The organism is Curtobacterium sp. MCSS17_016 (assembly GCF_003234255.2).
In the GTDB taxonomy this organism is placed as follows: domain Bacteria; phylum Actinomycetota; class Actinomycetes; order Actinomycetales; family Microbacteriaceae; genus Curtobacterium; species Curtobacterium flaccumfaciens.
This window is the reverse complement of sequence record NZ_CP126254.1, coordinates 3,338,221-3,355,566: the sequence shown is the minus strand read 5'-3', so window position 1 is coordinate 3,355,566 and position 17,346 is coordinate 3,338,221. Positions and strand designations below refer to the sequence as shown.

The following is a 17,346-nucleotide window of genomic DNA, read 5'->3' as shown; positions in this document are numbered from 1 at the left end:
CGACACGCGCAACACGCGTCCGGCAATGACGCGGCGCGGGAACCGCCGCCCCTACCGTGTTCGCATGGCAGGAATCGGCTCGTGGGGTGGCGGCATCGTCCTGCTCGTCGCGGCCGTCCTCTGGCTCGTCTACCTGATGCCGTCGTGGGCCGCCCGCCGCCAGTACCTGGCCACCGAGCGGAACGCCATCCGGCTGCAGCAGACCCTCCGGATCCTCGCGCAGACCGCCGAGCTGCCGGACGAGGTCCGCATCGAGATGAACGCGAAGTCCCTCGCCCAGGCGCAGCGCGTCGCCCGGTCCGAAGAGGCCAAGCGCACCGCCATCGTCCGAGCCCACGAAGCCGCGCGGCAGCGTGAGATCACCCGCCGCCTGGCCGAGCAGGCACCGGTGCTCGAGCGGGCGTCCGCCGTGCCGGCCCTGACCGCGATGCGCATGCGCCGTTCCCGGCTCGGGGCGACCCTGTTCGGCACGCTCGGCGTCGTCATCGCCCTCGTGGTCTTCGTCGCGGCACCGTCGCTCTGGCTCGTCGGTGTCGCCGGACTCGTCGCCGCCGGTGGGTCCGCAGCGGTCCTGGCCCAGCTGCACCAGGTGGCGACGGCGCGGAAGCAGCGGATCCCGGCGTCCGAGGCGGGCGCGAGCCGCGCCTCCCGGCCGACGACCACCTGGACGGATCCGGCCCCGCCGCTCTCCACCGACCAGCCCGCCGCGCCGACGGCGGACCGCACCTGGACGCCGAACCGCGTGCCGAAGCCGCTGTACGTCGAGCGCCCCACGGCACCGGCTGCCTCGCCGGAGTCGTCCGCAGAGCTCGCCGCCCGTCTGAAGGAGCGCGTCGCCGCCGCCAAGGCCGAGGCCGAGGCCGAAGCGGCAGCCATCCGTGCGGGGGAGTCCGACCCGTCGCTGGCACGCGTGTCCCGGATGCGGCCCGAGCTCGAGGAGGCCGCCGCGTCGCTGTCCGCGCACGACCAGGGGCGTCTGGCCGAGCGGCTCGGGCTCAGGGCTCCGGCGGCGCCGACCGCCGCCGCCCCCGCTGCTCCCGCTCCCGCCGACGAGCCCGCCGCTCCGCCGAGCAAGTGGGCCGGCATGGGTGTCCTCGACGACGACGCGTACCAGCAGGCCGACCTCGACGCGATCATGCGGCGGCGTCGCGCGGTCTGACCGCGGCACGCCCGACGGCCCCCGTGCGATTTCGGATCGGCGGACCGGGGGTGCTAGTGTGGTCGAGCACTTGGGGCTATGGCGCAGTTGGTAGCGCGTCTCGTTCGCAATGAGAAGGTCAGGGGTTCGAATCCCCTTAGCTCCACCAAGTGGTCCGGACGACGGCCCCGGGTCTCCCGGGGCCGTCGTCGTTCCCGGACCTGCTCGCCCAGCGTCGACCCGCGTTCTCGCGTGCTCCGCGGTCACCCGGTGATCAGGCAGACCGCGGTGACGACGAGTCCGTCCTGCACGGCCCAGCGGCCGTCGAACCCGTCGACGCGCCGGCCGCGGACGACCGGCCCGGGGACGAGGAACGACGCGTCGAACGTACCCGTCGGCTGGATCACGAGCTCGCACTCCGAGAAGTCCAGCCACCGACCGGTCAACGGGGACCACGCCTTGAAGACGCTCTCCTTCGCGCTGAAGAGCACCCGACCCCACGCGACGTCCGGAGACCCGGCAGCCAGGGACGTCAGCCGGTCGCGTTCCTGCCGCAGGGCGACCAGTTCCTCGACACCGTCCGGCAGCGGGCCGTGCGGTTCGGCGTCGATGCCGAGCGACACGACGTCGGACGCCCGTGCGACCGCCGCGGCCCGGAACCCGTCGCAGTGGGTCAGACTGCCGACGAAGCCCTCGGGCCAGCGGGGTGCCCGGTCGGCGCCGGGGAGGATCGGGCCCACCGGGGCCCCCAACCGGCCCAGTGCCCGCCTCGCGCACGCGCGCACGGTCGCGAACTCGGCCCGCCGCGCCGCGACCGCACGCGACACGACGACGCGCTCCTCGGCGAACGGCGACTCGGCGCCCTCGTCCGTCGTCGTCACCTCGACCTCGACCTCGTGCGGCAGGAGACCGCGCAGCGCCCCGGTCACGCGCCCGCTCCGGGACCGACGACCCGCACGACCCGACGCGCCGACGCCCCGGGGCTTCCCCACTCGTCCGGGTAGCCGAGGGACACCTCGTGGTGGGGGATGCCGTCGATGCGGTCCGTCACGGGGATGTGCAGGTGCCCGTAGACGACCGCCTCGGCGCGGTACCGGATCGGCCAGTCCGCCGTCTCCTCGGTGCCGCACCACAGGGCGAACTCCGGGTAGCGCAACCGGTCCGTGGGCGCCCGCACGAGCGGGAAGTGGTTCACGAGGACCGTGCGGCTGCCCGGGGGCAGTGCGTCGAGCCGCGCACGCGTGGCCGCGACGCGTGCGGCGCACCACGCGGCACGGCTCGGGTACGGGTCGGGATGCAGGAGGAACTCGTCCGAGCACACGACCCCCGCCTGCTCCGCGATGGTCAGTGCCTCGGCGGCGGAACGTGCTCCCGGAGGGCGGAACGAGGAGTCGTACAGCAGGAACAGCGGGACCACGACGAGCGGCCCGTCCGGTCCCGGCCACACCGGGTACGGGTCTTCCGGCGTGACGACACCCACCGACCGCAGGGCCGCCACGAGGGCGTCGTAGCGTGCGACTCCCCGGAGACCCCCGACGTCACCCGGGAGCGACCACAGTTCGTGGTTGCCGGGGACCCAGATCACCGTCTCGAAGCGCTCCCGCAGCGTCCGCATCGTCGAGACCACCTGGTCCAGACGGTCCGCGACGTCCCCGGCGACGATCAGCCAGTCGCCGGCTGATCGTGGCGCGATCCGGGACACGAAGTCGTGGTTGCCGGCGTGGCCGACGTGCAGGTCGCTGATCGCGAGGATGTCGGCCATACGGATCCACAGTAGTGCGCGACCCGACCCGCCACACCGCTCCGGTAGGGTGCGGACTTGATGAGTAGTCTCTCAGGACAGCGATTAACGGCGGGTGGGGCGGGGATGCACACGATCAGCGACGATTCGGTCCGGACGGTCGACGAGATCCTCGATCTCGTCCGCCACCGGCTCCTCGACGACGACCTGCCGCTCGGTGCCGTCCTGTCCTCCCGCGACCTCGCCGAGCGGAGCGAGGTCACCATCGACGAGGACGGACACGGGACGAGTGCCGTCCTCGACCACTTCACGCGCGTGCTCGCTCCAGCGTGCATCGCCGCCGACGACCCCCGCTACCTGTCGTTCATCCCCGCAGCCCCGACCAGTGCCGCCATCGCGTTCGACCTGGCGGTCACGGCGTCGTCGATCTTCGCCGGGTTCCGGCAGACGTCATCCGGTGCGGTCTTCGCCGAGGACGAGGCCATCCGTTGGCTCGCCCACGAGTTCGGCCTCCCCACGAGCTCCGGGGGGACGTTCGTGCAGGGTGGCACCCTCGGGAACCTCTCCGCTCTCGTCGCCGCCCGGGACCGGGCACGCCGCCGGACCCCCGTCGCCCCGGACCGGTGGCGCGTCGTGTGCAGCAGGGAGGCGCACTCCTCCATCGTCAGCGCCGCACACGTCATGGACGTCGACGTCGTGCTGGTCGACTGCGACACCGACGGATCGATGCGCGGCCCCGCCGTCCGGGCAGCGCTCGACGCTCACGGCGACTCCGTCTTCGCCGTCGTCGCGACCGCGGGATCCACCAACTGCGGGACCGTCGACGACATCGCCGGGATCGCGGGCCTCCGCCCCGGACACGACTTCTGGCTCCACGTCGACGGCGCCTACGGACTCGCCGGGATGCTGTCGCCCCTGACCCGACCCCTGTTCGACGGGGTGGCGGACGCCGACTCGGTGATCGTCGACCCGCACAAGTGGCTCTTCGCCCCGCACGACGCCTGCGCGCTCATCTACCGGGATCCCGAAGGAGCCCGCCGCAGCCACACGCAGCGAGCCCCCTACCTCGACGTGACGGCGGAACACGTCGAGCCCAGCCCCGCCGACTACGCCGTGCACCTCACCAGGCGCGCACGCGGTCTCGCCCTCTGGTACTCCCTCGCCTCGCACGGAGCCGCGGCGTACCGTGCCGCCATCACCTCCACGATCACCACCGCGCGCACGATCGCCGAGGAGATCGAGCGACGGCCCCACCTCCGCCTGATCCGGCATCCGCAGCTCTCCATCGTCGCGTTCGAGCGGGCCGGGTGGGGCCACGGCGACTACGCGGCGTGGAGCGCGACGCTGCTCGCCGAGCAGGTCGGGTTCGTCGCGCCCACCTCCACCGACGGACGTCCGCACCTCCGCTTCGCGATCATCAACCCGCGGACGACGGTCGAGCTGCTGTTGCGGATCCTGGACACGTTGGACGAGCCGCGTTCCAGGTGAGGGCGGTGGCGGTGGCGGTCGGGGGCCGTTGACCGTTGGCCGTTGACTCTTGCGCCGTGGCTGACCGGGCGGTTGTCAGGCGGCCGGGCGCTGTCGGCCGGCGAGTGGCGAGTGGAGCGCAGTGCGCGGTGGTCGGGGTCGTGGGCCGGGGTCGTGGGCCGTGGGCGGTTTGCGGAAGGCCGTTCGAAGTCGTCGGTTGGCGGTCGTCGGTTGGCGGTTGGCGGCCGGTCGGCGGTCGGGGGTGGGCGGTCGGCGGTGCTCCGGGCTCGTGGGGGGTCGGCCGGTGAGCGGCGGTCGCGGTCCGGCGGTCGGCGGTCAGGGGTGATCCGGACCCGTGGGAGGTCGGCCGGTGAGCGGTGAGCGCTGCGCGCTGGGCGGTGCGTGTCGGGGCGGTGCGTGTCGGCCGGTCGGCGTGGCCGCTGGCTGGTGGGCGGTGAGCGCTCGCCGGTAGGGGCCGGCCGCTGGCTGCTCGCCAGTGGCTGCGCGCCCGCGGCTGGCGGGCGGCGGCCGGGGCGTCGTGGCCGGAGCCGTGCTCCGGCCGCGGTGTCGGCATCGCCCTCAGCCGAAGAGCGCGTTGAGGGCCTCCAGATCGTCGTCGTCGAGGTCGGTGCTCGTGAGGTCCGACGTGGTGCGGTGGACCCCGTCCTGCCGTCGACAGTGAGCGGCCAGGTCCTCGAGGCCTGCCCGGAGCGCGCCGACGAACGCCTCGAACCACCGGTCGGTCGTCACCGTGGTGTCGACCGCCGTCACCACGCGCAGGACGTCACCCTCGACGCCGACGACGACCGAGACCCCGCCGAACGCCCGGTTGCCCTCCGCCGACGGCGTGCCGACCGTGCTGCCCCGCGCGGCATCCCGGCCCCCGACCGACCCGATGTAGTTCAGCGTGAGCGTCACGTCGGCTCGGTCGACAACACGAGCTGCCGCCGAGTAGCCGACACCGAGGTCGGGGACCGCGCGGACGAGTTCCTTCGTCTGCAGCACGCGTTGCGTCAGGTCCCCCGTCGTCTCGAGCACGACGGGGTACGCCGACGTGAACCACCCGACGGTCCGGTCCACAGGAGGCAGCATGTCGTGCTCGAGCCGACCGTGGCTCTCCAACCGCACGCTGAGTCGCTCCTGCGAGGTCAGACGCCTCGCAGCCTCCCCGAGGGCCGTGAGCGCCAGGTCCTCCACGGAGCACGAGTACGCCCGGGTGCCGTCGTCGACGATGGCGGTCGTCGCCGCCGCATCGAGCACGAACGCCTCCGTCCGGGCCGATGCCGCCGGAGTCTCCGGGGTCGGCACCTCGACACGCAGGTCCGCTCCTGGGAGGGCACGGTGCACCGCCGACCAGTGGGTGTCGGTCTCGGTGGCGCGGTGGGTGGTGAAGACCTCCAGCGCATCCGCCCACTCGCGCAACGACGCCGTCTTGGCGGGCAGCGTGATGTCCTCGCCGGCCACCGCCTGGTCGAGCGCCGTACGGAGGTCCTCGGCGATGACCTGCCACGAGACCAGGTCGACGACGAGGTGGTGCGCCACGATCACCAGACACTGCCGGTGCGGCGTGGACACGAGCAGCGCGCGGGCGAGCGGGCCGGCGACGAGGTCCAGGCCCCGGTGCAGACGGTCACCGCCCTGCTGCAGCACCCCGTCGAGGCCGTCGGCGGACGTCTCCACGCTCTCGAGTGGGAAGGCACCGGCCTCGGCCACGTCGCGGAGGTGGAGCCGGTCCGCCCGGACGACCGCCCGGAGCGCGTCGTGGTGGTACCAGACAGCGGACAGAGCCGCCGCGACCTGCTCGATCGTCGCGCGCCACGCACCGACACCGATCTCCATCAGCAGGTCCTGGTTGAAGTGGTCCGGCACGGCGAGGTCCCAGGCGAAGAACTGTTCGACCATCGCCGTTCCGCCCACCACCCCGGTCACCACGCCCTGCGATGCGCGAGGACCGGCAGCGGTCCGGAGCAACGGTGCGATCGCCCGGGGGGTCATGGCACCCATCACGTCCCGTGCTGTGGTCGTGAAACCAGCCGCGCGCAGCGCCGAGACGATCCGGATCGCCTTGATCGAATCGCCACCGATCTCGAAGACGTTGTCGTCGAGCGTGACGTCCTGGCGGACGAGCACCTGGCGGAACACCTGGATCACGGCCTGTTCCGCGGTGGTCGTGACCGACGTCCGGCGTGCGTCGTCGCCACGGGCGTGTCCGGCGCCGGACCCGTCGATGTCGGTCGGCTGTGGTGTCGTGCGGCTCGTGCGGCTCGTGTCGGCCGTCGTCAGGGCCGAGCGGTCGACTTTGCCGGAACGGTTCAACGGGATCACGTCGATGGGCACGACGGCCTGGGGGATCATGTACCCGGGCAGCAGGTCACGCAGCGCACGTTGGACGAGGACCGGTTCCCGTGCGTCGTCGAACACGGCGTAGGCCGTCAGCGTCGCGCCGTCCTCGGTCGGGGACGCCACCACGACGGCGTCGCGGACACCCGGGACGCGGCGGACCCCCGCTTCCACCTCCGCGACCTCGACCCGGTGCCCGCGGACCTTCACCTGGCCACTGTCCGCGATCCGGCCGAGGAAGTCGAGCGTGCCGTCGTGCAGCCACCGCACACGGTCTCCGGTGCGGTACAGGGGCCCGTCCGAGAACGGGTTCGGCACGAACGCACGGGCCGTCTCCTCCGGCAGGCCGAGGTACCCCTGGGCGACGCCGTCCCCGGCGACACAGAGTTCGCCGACCTCGCCGACGCCGCAGAGACGCACGTGTGAGCCCTCGTGGACGACGACGACGACGTGGGTGTTCGCCACTGGTCGCCCGATCGGGATGCGCGACGGGACGGGTCCGTCGCCCGGGTCTTCCCACCCCGTCGCGAGCACGGTGGTCTCGCTCGGACCGAATGCGTTCACGTAGCGGACTCCGGCGCTGCGAGCCTTCTCGACGACGGCGGGGCTCGACGCGCCGCCGCCGGTCGTCAGGATCCGCATCGGCACCGAGTCGAGGTGCACGTAGTAGTGCGGCGGCAGGAGCCCGAGCGTCACCCCGGTCCGTCGGAGTTCCGCTTCCAGGAGATCGGTCTCGTAGAGCATCTCCTTCGGCACGACGACGAGCGCCGCACCGCTGAGCACTGAGAGGGTGAGTTCCCACACCGAGGCGTCGAAGACGCTGTTCGCGAACTGCAGGACGCGGTCGGACGACTGCGGTGCGTACGTCTGCCGGAGGTGCGCGCGGAGGTTCGCCAGCCCCCGGTGCGTGAGCACGACGCCCTTCGGCCTGCCCGTGGAGCCCGACGTGTAGACGCAGTAGGCGACGTCGTCCGGAGCGGGGAGGCGGTCGGGATCCAGTGCTCCGCCGCCCGGTCCGTCCTCGAGGACACCGTCCAGGCGGATGACGCGTGTCTCCGCGGTGACGCGCAGCGCGGTGTCGTGCGCGACGTCCCCGTCCGTCAGGACCACGGCGGGCGCGGCATCCGCCAACACGTCGAGGAGCCTCGCGTCCGGCGAATCGACGTCCAGCGCAACGAAGGCGCAGCCGGCCATCATGGTGCCGATCATCGCGACGGCCGTTCGCGGTCCGCGTGTCGTGAGGAGCCCGACCCGTCCGCCACGGGGCACCTGCGCGGCCACCGCGACGGCGACCGCGCGTGCCGCGTCGGCCACCGTCGCGAAGTCGTACTCCGCCTCGCCCATCACGATCGCGACGTCGGTCGGGTGCACCCGAGCGTGGGCGAGGAAGGCGTCGACGACGGTCTGGTCACGGTCGTAGGGCACCTCGTTCGCCCCGAAGCACCACAGCACCTCGTGCTCGTGGAGATCGTCGAGGGTGCGGATCGCGCTGACCGGGCGGGTCGTGTCCGTCGCGAACTGTTCGAGCACGAGTTCGAGCCGTCCCCGGATCCGCTCCGCATCGCTGTGTGTGATGGTGCCGCTGTCGTACAGCACCGTGATCGCGAGATCGTCACCCACCGGTCGGACAGCGACCGTCACCGGGTAGTTCGTCTGCTCACGGGACTGGTCGAAGCGCAGGCCGAGGGCCGCCGGGTCCCGGTCCTCGTGGTTCTCGAAGGCGAGCAGGCACCGCACCGAGCCGTGCAGGTCGGCGGCGTCCTCGACGGTGCGGAGGGAACCGTACGCGTGGTCTGCGCTCCCCAGGGCCTGGTCCCGGACGGACCGGAGCAGGTCGTCCGTCGACAGGTGCGGTGCGAGCTGCACCCGGACCGGGATCGTGTTGATGAAGAGTCCGACGGCGTCGGCGAGTCCGCTGACGTCGTGGTCGCGGCCCGAGACGACCGAGCCGAAGACGACGTCGTCGGAGCCGCTCTCCCGCCCGAGGACGAGCGCGAACGCGGCGTGCACCAGGTTCGACACGGTGATGCCGGACGAGGCGTGCGCCGCGTCGAGGCGCCGCCGGAGATCGGAGGCCGTCGCGGATTCGAGACGACCGACACCGTGCGCATCGACCGAGGGGTCGGTGGTGGAGTTGGGGGCGGCGCCGGCGTCGAGCACGGGTGACCGGCCAGCCGAGGTGAACTCTGCTGTCGCTTCGTAGCCGGCCAGGGTGTCCGCCCAGAACGCCGTGAACGCACCGTCGTCCTGGTCGCGGATCCACCGCACCTGGTCACGCGGCTGGGCCGTGGCGGACCGGCGCTCCCGTGCGCGGTCGAGCACCGTCGCCGCTGACGCACCGGCTGCCAGGCTGCGGCACCCGTCCACCAGCTCGCTGAGGATGTGCGAGAGCGACCAGCCGTCGACGGCGAGGTGGTGCATCGTCAGCACGAGCCGCGTCTCCTCGCCGACCGCGCTCCCGGTCGAGTCGGTGGCGTCGGACCGCACGACCCGGATGCGCAGCAGCGGGTCCGTCGCGGGGTCGAACCCGTGCGCCACGTCGGACGCGAGCAGCCCGTCGATGTCCGCTGACGTCGCGGACCGGCCGCGGAGGTCGTCCCACGCCACCGGGACGTCGCGCTCGGCGAGGACGAATTGGAGCGGACGGGACAACGAGTCGGTCACGAACGCCGAACGCAGGGCATCGTGCCGAGCAGCGACCGCCAGGGCGGCGGTCGCCAACCGCGACGGTGTGAGCAGGGAACGCAGAGGGTCGACGACGAGGTAGCTCTGCTGGACGACGTAGTCGGTTCCGCCCGCGAGGCTGTGCACGAGCATCCCCTCCTGCAGCGGCGTCAGCTCCACGGCGTCCTCGACGTGCTCCGGGAAGCGCTCGATGACGTCGATGTCGTGGCGCGTCAGTTCGACTGCGTCGGGGAAGTCGGCTGCGGTGCGGATGCGGGGACCGATCCCGGCGCAGTGCTCGCCGATCGCCTCCACCTCTCGCAGCCAGGCGTCGGCGAGTCGCTCGACCTGGGCCTCGGACGCGACCGTGGTCTCGTGGGAGATGCGCAGCACGAGGCGCGAGTCGAGGATCATCGCGTTCGCACGAACCCCGGGCAGGAAGGCGTTCGTCGGCGAGACGGAGGTCCCGGCGCTGTTGAAGACCGTGCTGCCGAAGCCGTCGACCGTCGATCGGCCGAGGTCACCGAGGTAATTGACGGTGAGCGGCGTGGTGATGTCGGCGTACCCAGCTGGGCGCAGGCCGTAGGTGACGCCGTCCTCGGGGACGGCGCGCACGGCGTCCTTGACCGCGGCGACGGCGTCACCCGGATCGGCGACCGCCGTCACGACCAGCGGGTACATCGTGGTGAACCAGCCGACCGTGCGGTCGGTTGCGGGGAGTCCTCGAGTCTCGGAGCGGCCGTGGCGTTCGAGACGGACCGCGATCTGCGTCTGCCCGGTGATCCGCTCGAACGCCCGGGCGAGCGCCGCGAGCAGCAGGTCCTCACCGGACGCGCCGTAGGCCCGCATGACGGCACGGACCGAATCCTGCGTCGGACCGGGGGCGAGCGTGCGCTCCAGCTGGACCGTGGCTCGGGCTCGACCACGTGCCTGGGCCTGCGCCTCGGCGTCAGCTCGGGGCGAGAACCGCGGGAGTGCTGCCGCGGCGGCCCGGTCGACCTCCTGCCAGAACCGGTCCGCGCGAGGCGACGGGTGCCGGCCGATCTCGGCGAGGCTGTCCGCGAAGGACCGCAGGGTCGTCGTGGAGCGTCGGGAGCCGCCGGCGACCCCGGACATCCGCTCGCGGACCGAGCCGACGAGCTCGTCCGTCAGGATCCCCCACGAGACGGCGTCGACCACGAGGTGGTGGGCGGCGAGCACGACGCGGACCCTGACCTCCGACCGGATCACGACGACGCCGAAGAGGGGTCCGTCCGCCAGCGAGAAGCTGCTGTGCAGTGCCGAGGCGCGCTCGTGGAGCGCGTCGTCCGCATCGACGTCGTCCACGGCGTACTCGGCGAACGGGTACGTCGCCGTACCCGGCCGGACGACGAGCGCGCCGGCGGTGAACACCGCCCGGAGCGCGCCGTGTCGTGTCCACAGCTCGTCCGACGCGGCACGGATCTGCGCCGTGGTCGCCCCGGTCAGTTCCACCGTGACGTCCTGGTTGAAGTGGCTCGGGTCGGCGAGGTCCCACCGCTCGAACTCCGTCACGATCGGCGTCGGGATCACCCGGCCCTCGGCGACGTCCGCTCGGGCGTCGACGACGTGTGTCCTGAGCCCGGTCGCGAGTCGCCGCGCCGTCATCGCCCGCATGACTGCGCTCACCGAGACCGTGAACCCACGCTGGCGGATCACGGACACGACACGGATCGCCTTGATCGAGTCGCCCCCCAGCTCGAAGAAGTTCTCGTCCGGCGACACCGGCCGGCCGAGCGCCGCACCGAAGGCGTCGAGGGTGGTGGTGAGCGCCGGGTCCTCACGGCCCGCGCAGACCCGGGCCGTGCCCCCGGTCTGCCCGGCGACCGGGACGACGGGTTCCGGCAGCGCCGTCTCGTCGATCTTGCCGTTCGTGGTGAGGGGGAGTGCCTCGAGCGCCACGAGGTAGGCCGGCACCATGTACTCGGGGAGGCGTTCCGCGAGGTCCGCACGGATCCGTGCCTGGTCGAGCGCACCGTGCACCACCACGTACGCCACGAGCGCCGTCGACAGGTTCGACTCGACGTGCGGCCGCACGACCGCGTCGCGGACGTCGTCGACGGCGCGGAGGACGCGTTCGACCTCCCTGATCTCGACGCGGAAGCCCCGGACCTTCACCTGCGAGTCCGACGTGGTCCGACCGAGGTACTCGACGGTGCCGTCGTCCAGCCAGCGGGCGCGGTCTCCCGTCCGGTAGCGGAGTCCTGCACGGTCCGGATCGGGTTCGAAGGCCGCGGCGGTCCCGTCGGGGTCGCCGACGTAGCCGAGGGCGACCCCTGCCCCGGCGGCGACGAGCTCTCCTGGCTCACCGACGCCGCAGGTGCGTCCGTCGACGTCCCGGATGATCACGGAGGTGCCCTGCAGGGGCGTGCCGATCGGTACTTCGTCGCGGGCCCGCACGCCGCGCGGAACCGCGTGCACCGTCGTGAAGGTCGTGTTCTCGGTTGGACCGTAGCCGTTGAGGACGACGAGGTCGGGGCAGGCGGCGTAGGCGCGTGCCACGTGGTCGGCGCTCACCCGCTCACCGCCGGTCACGAGCCGCCGCAGTCCGCGGAGGACGGTCGCGTCCTCCGCGACGAACTGGTTGAACAGCGACACCGTCAGCCACATGGTCGTCGCGCCGTGACGTGCGATGGCCCCACGCACGCGATCCGGGTCGAGGACCTCGTCGCGGTCCCCGACGATGAGCGACCCGCCGTTGAGGAGCGTGCTCCAGATCTCGAGGGTCGACGCGTCGAAGGCGAGCGAGCTGGTCATGATGACCACGTCGGACGAGTCGAACGGAAGGTGCGTGTTCCCGACTGCGAGCCGCAGGACCGCTCGGTGCGGGACGACGACGCCCTTGGGTGTCCCCGTCGTGCCCGACGTGTACATGACGTAAGCGGGACCGTCGCTGTCGGTCGTGTCCGCTTCGGGCTGCCGGGCGACGTCGTCGACTGGGGCGTGCTCGCCGTCACTCGCGTTGCTTGCGTCTTCGTCTTCGTCCGCGTCGCGCCGCGCGTCGTCGCTCGCATCGACCACGACCAGGCCGGCCGACGAGAGTCCTGCTACCCGTTCGTGTGCTCCTGGCTGGGAGGCGAGGACGACGTGGACATCGGCCTGCTCGAACATGAGCCGGGCCCGCGCCGTCGGCGTCCGTGCGTCGAGCGGGACGTAGACCGCCCCGGCAAGCACGGTGCCGATGATCGCGACGATGCCGTCGACCCCGAGGTCCGCCACACCGACGGCGTTGCCACTGCTGACCCCGCTCGCGCGGAGGAGCCGGGCGACCCTGGTGGCGCGGGCCATCACGTCCTCGTAGGTGAGCGTCCGCGTCGCGTCGACGAGGGCGATCGAGCGTGCGTGTGTGCGCGCGCTGTCGGCGAACGCCGTCGCGAGCGTGTCCCGCGGGCGGTCGGTGCGGTCGATACGTCCGGTCTCGCTGGTCTCGCTGGTCACGCTGGTCACGCTGGTTCCGCTGGTTCCGCTGGTTCCTTCTGGTCCGCCTGGTCCGGGAACGACGGGTACCGACGAGACGGACGACACGGGGCGGTCCGGCGCGTCGGCGAACGATTCCAAGACCCGGCGGAGCGCGCGCAAGATCCTGTGGGCGTCGGCGTCATCGAGCACGCGCGGGTCCCGGATCGCGGTGAGCAGGAGTTCGTCGCCGTCGATCTCAGCCGTCACCGTGAGCGGGTAGTTCGTCTGCTCGACGGCGCCGTCGAACCGGAGGACGTCGGCGTCGCGGGCATCGGAGCCCTCGTAGTTCTCGAACGTGAACAGGCAGTCGAACGCGCTGTCCGGTCCGGCCTCCGCGAGCGCCGCGGACAACGGACCCGTCGAGAACTCGGCCGACGCGAGCGCCTGGTCGCGCACCGAGAGCGCCAGGCTCGACACCGGTGCGCACCCGTCGACCCGCACACGTCGTGGCACGGTGTTGATGAAGAGCCCCACCATGCGTTCGACGTCGCGGACGGGCGCGTCGCGACCGGACAGCACGACCCCGAACACCGCGTCACGGCTGCCGTTCATCCGGGCCAGGACCGTCGCGAGTGCCGCTTCGACGACGTTGGAGGTGCTCACGCCGAGCGGAGCGAAGGCACGGGACACCCGGACCGCGAGCGCGGTGTCGGACCGGACCTCGATCCGCGTCGGGTCGCCCGCCGCCGGCGTCGCTCCGGCTCCGCTCCGCGATCGCCCGGCGATGGCGGTCTCCAGCCCACGTGCGCTCTGGACCGTCGTCCCCGCGGTGAGACCCGAGAAGACCTGCCCCCAGTACTCACGCGCGACGTCGGCGTCCCGGGTGCGCGTCCACGCGAGGTGGTCGCTCGTACTCGGGACGGGCTCGAGGGCACCGGCACCGTGGTGGTGCGCGGTGAACCGACGCACGACCTCGGCCAGTGACCATCCGTCGAGGATGATGTGGTGGTGCGTGAACGTCACGCGGACGCAGTTGTCGGTCGCGAAGACATCCGTCACGAAGAGCGTCGGGGTGCCGAGGTCGAAGGTCTGGGCACGTCGTTCCGCCGAGATCGCGGCGATCCGGTCGGCGCACGTCGCCTCGTCGACCCCGGTCAGGTCGGTGATGCGGACGATCGGTTCGACGTGCCGCCGGACGACCTGGTGCGGCTCGCGGAGTCCCTCCCAGTGGAAGGTCGTGCGCAGCGCGGGGACGTCGTCGAACAGCGCTTGCACGGTGCGGGTGAGACGATCGGCGTCGAAGGGCGCATCGAGCCGGTAGGACACCTGCACGACGTGTTCGCGGTGCGCCTCGTCGGCGCTGGCGAGGTGCTCGAACAGCAGGCCTGCCTGCAGGTTGCTGACGGGCAGGATCTCCCCGGCGTCCCCTGGCAGGGTGTCGAACTCGGCGATGGTCAGGTCGTTCTCACCGTGGTCCGCGGGCACGGCGCCCAGGTCTTCGGTCCTCGTCCGGTCCGTCCCGGTCGACACGACAGCCGAACGGAGCTCGGTCACGAATCGCTCTGCCGGAGCTGTTCCGAGGGCGTCGATGCGGAGGGAGACGTCCACGACGAACTCGTCTCCCTGCCGCCACGCATCAACGACGAAGGGGTGCGTCTCGGCGTTGCCGGGGTCGGAGACGCTGCCGAGGGGGTTCAGGCCGGAGCCCCCGACGAGGGAACCGAGGTAGTTCACGACGCCGACGCCTGAACCTCGTACCGCCCCCGGGAAGAGCAGTTCGGCCGTCAGTCCTCCGCGGGGGACGCGGCGGAGTGCGGAGCGCGCACTTCGGAGTGCGCTGGTCCGGGGGCCGGCCGACACCACGACCGGGTAGACGGTCGTGAACCACCCGACCGTCGACGTGACGTCGCAGTCCGCCAACGCGTCGATGTCGTCGGGTCGCCCGTGGGACTCGATCAGCAGGGGCACCTCGGCGACGCCCCACGTCGCTTCCGCCGCTCGGGCGACCGCGGCGATGAGGATCTCCTCCGGCCGTGCCGTGCCGCGGTCCCGGCGACCGGGCGCCAGGGCGGGGACCTGAGCCACGTCGAACGACAGCCGTTCACTCCGCCGAGGTGTCGTGGTCTCCGGCTGGTCGATCGTGCTCCCGCGCGCCGCCTCGATCGCCGCAGCGGCTCCGGAACCCGCGGCGCGCTGCATGGTCGCCTGCCACAGTGCGCGGTCACGTTCGGCCTCCGGCGAGCGTCCGAACGCTGCCAGGCGTTCCGCCCAGGCGCGGAACGGTGTGCCCGTCCGCTCGACCGCTCGAGCAGCCGGATCCGCGAGCGCCGCACGGAGGTCGCGCTCGATCGTGCTCCAGGAGATGGCATCGACGACGAGGTGGTGCGCTGCGACGAAGAGCTCGCGCCGGCGGTGACCGGCCCGGACGTCGTCGGACACGAGGACCGCGGCCTGGAGCTGCGGTCCACGGGTCCACGCATGGCCGGCCATGAGCTCCGTGGCTCGACGCGCCGCCTCGGTCGCAACGTCGGCAGGCGTCCGGCCGGTCAGGTCCCACCCGGCCACCACGATCGGTGGGACCTCGCCGTCGGCGGGCACGACGAGGCGTCCGTCCGTCACCGCCGCGGCCAGCACACGGTGTCGGTCGAGCAACGCGTCGAGTGCGGCGGGCACGCGTTCGTGCTCGTCGTCCGAGAGGGGAACGAGGATCGACTGGTGGTGGTGCCGCGGCTCAGCGAGGCCGCGCGAGAAGAAGTCCGTGATGACGGGCGTCGGGTGGACCGGGCCGGCCTGGTCGATCGTGGCGGCAGCAGCAGTACGTGGGATCCGGACGCACTCGGCAGCCAGGGCGACGAGCGACGGCGCCGCGAGGGCATTGCGGACGGACGTGCGGTACCCGGAGCGAGCCAGGGCCGCGACGAGGCGGATCGCCGAGATGGAGTCCCCGCCCAGGGCGACGAGCGACGAGCCGAGGTGGGCGCCGTCGACGGCATCGGCGGGCAGCACCTCACGGAGGGCAGCGAGCACGGCTCGGTCGGCATCGGTGACGGGTTCCACGGCGGGTGCGGAGTCGTCATCCGACCCGAGGCGGTCGACGGCGACGGCCGCGAGGGTCCTGCGGTCGAGCTTGCCGTTCGCGCTGAGCGGGAGGGCGTCGACCTGCACGACCGATGTGGGGAGCATGTAGGTCGGCAGCAGGTCGGCCGCGGCGGCCATGACGGCCTCGCCGTCGAGCTCCACCGGTGACGTGCAGACCGCGACGAGCCGTGTCCCACGGTGCTTCACGACGACGACGCCGGCTGACACGATCGGACCGATGCCGGCGAGCACGCGTTCGATCTCCACGGGCTCGACGCGGTGGCCCCGGACCTTGAGCTGCTCGTCCATCCGACCCAGGTACTCGATGGTGCCGTCGCGCAGCTTCCGCCCGAGGTCCCCCGTCCGGTAGAAGCGTCCGCTGCCAGGGCCGAACGGGTCGACGACGAAGCGCTCCGCGGTCAGGTCCGCGTCGTCGAGGTACCCCAGCGCGACTCCGGCACCGCCGATGTGGATCTCGCCGGGCTGCCCGACCGCGACGAGCCGCCCGCCCCGTGCGATGCGGACGTCGACGCCGGCGATCGGTGCCCCGATCGGCACGCGGGCGGCGCCGACGACGTGCGTGTGGGAGGTCGCGTCGACCGTCGCCTCGGTCGGACCGTAGACGTTCACGACCTGCGCGCCGGACCACCCAGCGAGGGCATCGGCGAGCTCGGCCGACAGCGGCTCCCCACCGACGAGGATGCAGGCCAACGCAGGTGCAGTCGCGGGGTCCTGCGCGGCGAGGACGGCGAGGTAGGACGGTGTGCCGTCCAACGCGTCCACGCCGGCAGCGGTGAGCCGCCCACCCATCGTGGCGACGTCGTCGCGTTCGTCCTCGGTGATGATGTGGAGCGTCCGACCGGTCGTCAGCGCACCGTAGGTCATCTTGATGGACGCGTCGAACGTGAACGGGGAGACGACACCGACGGTCGAGACCCCGTGCGCGTCGAAGAGGGGACCGACGAAGGCGGACACGAGGTTGTCCAGCCCCCGGTCGGAGACCACGACCGCCTTCGGTCGTCCGGTCGAACCCGAGGTGAAGATCACGTAGACGGGTCGATCAGGATCCGTACGGGGCGGGCGCACCGTGCCACCCCTGGACGTGCTGGCGGGGAAGGTGATCACCGGGGCGTCGTACTCGTCCGCCGAGAGCGTGGCGTCGGCATCGACGATCGCATCCGGTCGAGCGAGCCGCACCAGGTCGGCCCGCCGGGCCGCCGGCGCGGCAGCGTCGATCGGCACGAACGCCGCGCCGACGAGCAGACAGGCGACCTGGGCGACGACGAGCCGCGGCGACCGGGAACCGGTGATCGCGACACGAGACCCCGCACCGACGCCGCGCTCTCGCATGGCACGCGCGAGGGCGCTCGCCGCGGCACCGAGCTCGCCGTAGGTGATCTTCGTCGTCCCCTGCGAGATCGCCGTGCTCGCAGGCGTGGCCGCGATGTGCGAGCAGATGCGTTCGATGGTGCTCATGATCTCCTTCGTGGTGCTCGACGCG

Annotated in this window: 5 protein-coding genes and 1 tRNA gene; 3 read left to right on the top strand and 3 right to left on the bottom strand. The window is 72.4% G+C overall.

Annotation, left to right across the window (positions count from 1 at the left end):
* Positions 1-64 precede the first annotated feature (64 nt).
* Both DEJ19_RS15700 and DEJ19_RS15695 read left to right on the top strand, forming a co-directional pair.
* Complete coding sequence (locus DEJ19_RS15700; protein WP_111233886.1) at positions 65-1,159, top strand: hypothetical protein; 1,095 nt, start codon at positions 65-67, stop codon at positions 1,157-1,159.
* A 72-nt stretch (positions 1,160-1,231) separates the two neighbouring features.
* Positions 1,232-1,307, top strand: a tRNA-Ala gene (locus DEJ19_RS15695).
* Between the two features lie 94 nt (positions 1,308-1,401).
* On the opposite strand, the gene DEJ19_RS15690 is transcribed toward DEJ19_RS15695, so the two are convergent.
* Positions 1,402-2,067, bottom strand: a complete 666-nt coding sequence (locus DEJ19_RS15690; protein WP_220035337.1) for a 4'-phosphopantetheinyl transferase family protein — start codon at positions 2,065-2,067, stop codon at positions 1,402-1,404.
* Positions 2,064-2,900 carry a metallophosphoesterase family protein gene (locus DEJ19_RS15685; protein WP_111233887.1) on the bottom strand — a complete coding sequence of 279 codons (837 nt, stop codon included), beginning with the start codon at positions 2,898-2,900 and terminating at the stop codon, positions 2,064-2,066. Before DEJ19_RS15685 ends, DEJ19_RS15690 begins: the two co-directional genes overlap by 4 nt.
* Positions 2,901-3,005: 105 nt before the next feature.
* On the opposite strand from DEJ19_RS15685, the gene DEJ19_RS15680 reads away from it, so the two are divergent.
* Positions 3,006-4,367 carry a pyridoxal phosphate-dependent decarboxylase family protein gene (locus DEJ19_RS15680; RefSeq protein ID WP_246552853.1) on the top strand — a complete coding sequence of 454 codons (1,362 nt, stop codon included), beginning with the start codon at positions 3,006-3,008 and terminating at the stop codon, positions 4,365-4,367.
* Positions 4,368-4,925: 558 nt separating this feature from the next.
* Here the strand turns inward: DEJ19_RS15680 and DEJ19_RS15675 are convergent.
* A complete protein-coding gene (locus DEJ19_RS15675; protein ID WP_111233671.1) occupies positions 4,926-17,321 on the bottom strand; it encodes a non-ribosomal peptide synthetase in 12,396 nt (4,131 codons plus the stop codon).
* Positions 17,322-17,346: the final 25 nt, after the last annotated feature.

Bases quoted from the DNA above. Each gene is read 5' to 3' on its own strand.
- DEJ19_RS15700 (WP_111233886.1), top strand. From the start codon at position 65: ATGGCAGGAATCGGCTCGTGGGGTGGCGGCATCGTCCTGCTCGTCGCG.
- DEJ19_RS15685 (WP_111233887.1), bottom strand. From the start codon at position 2,900: ATGGCCGACATCCTCGCGATCAGCGACCTGCACGTCGGCCACGCCGGC.
- DEJ19_RS15680 (WP_246552853.1), top strand. From the start codon at position 3,006: ATGCACACGATCAGCGACGATTCGGTCCGGACGGTCGACGAGATCCTC.
- DEJ19_RS15675 (WP_111233671.1), bottom strand. From the start codon at position 17,321: ATGAGCACCATCGAACGCATCTGCTCGCACATCGCGGCCACGCCTGCG.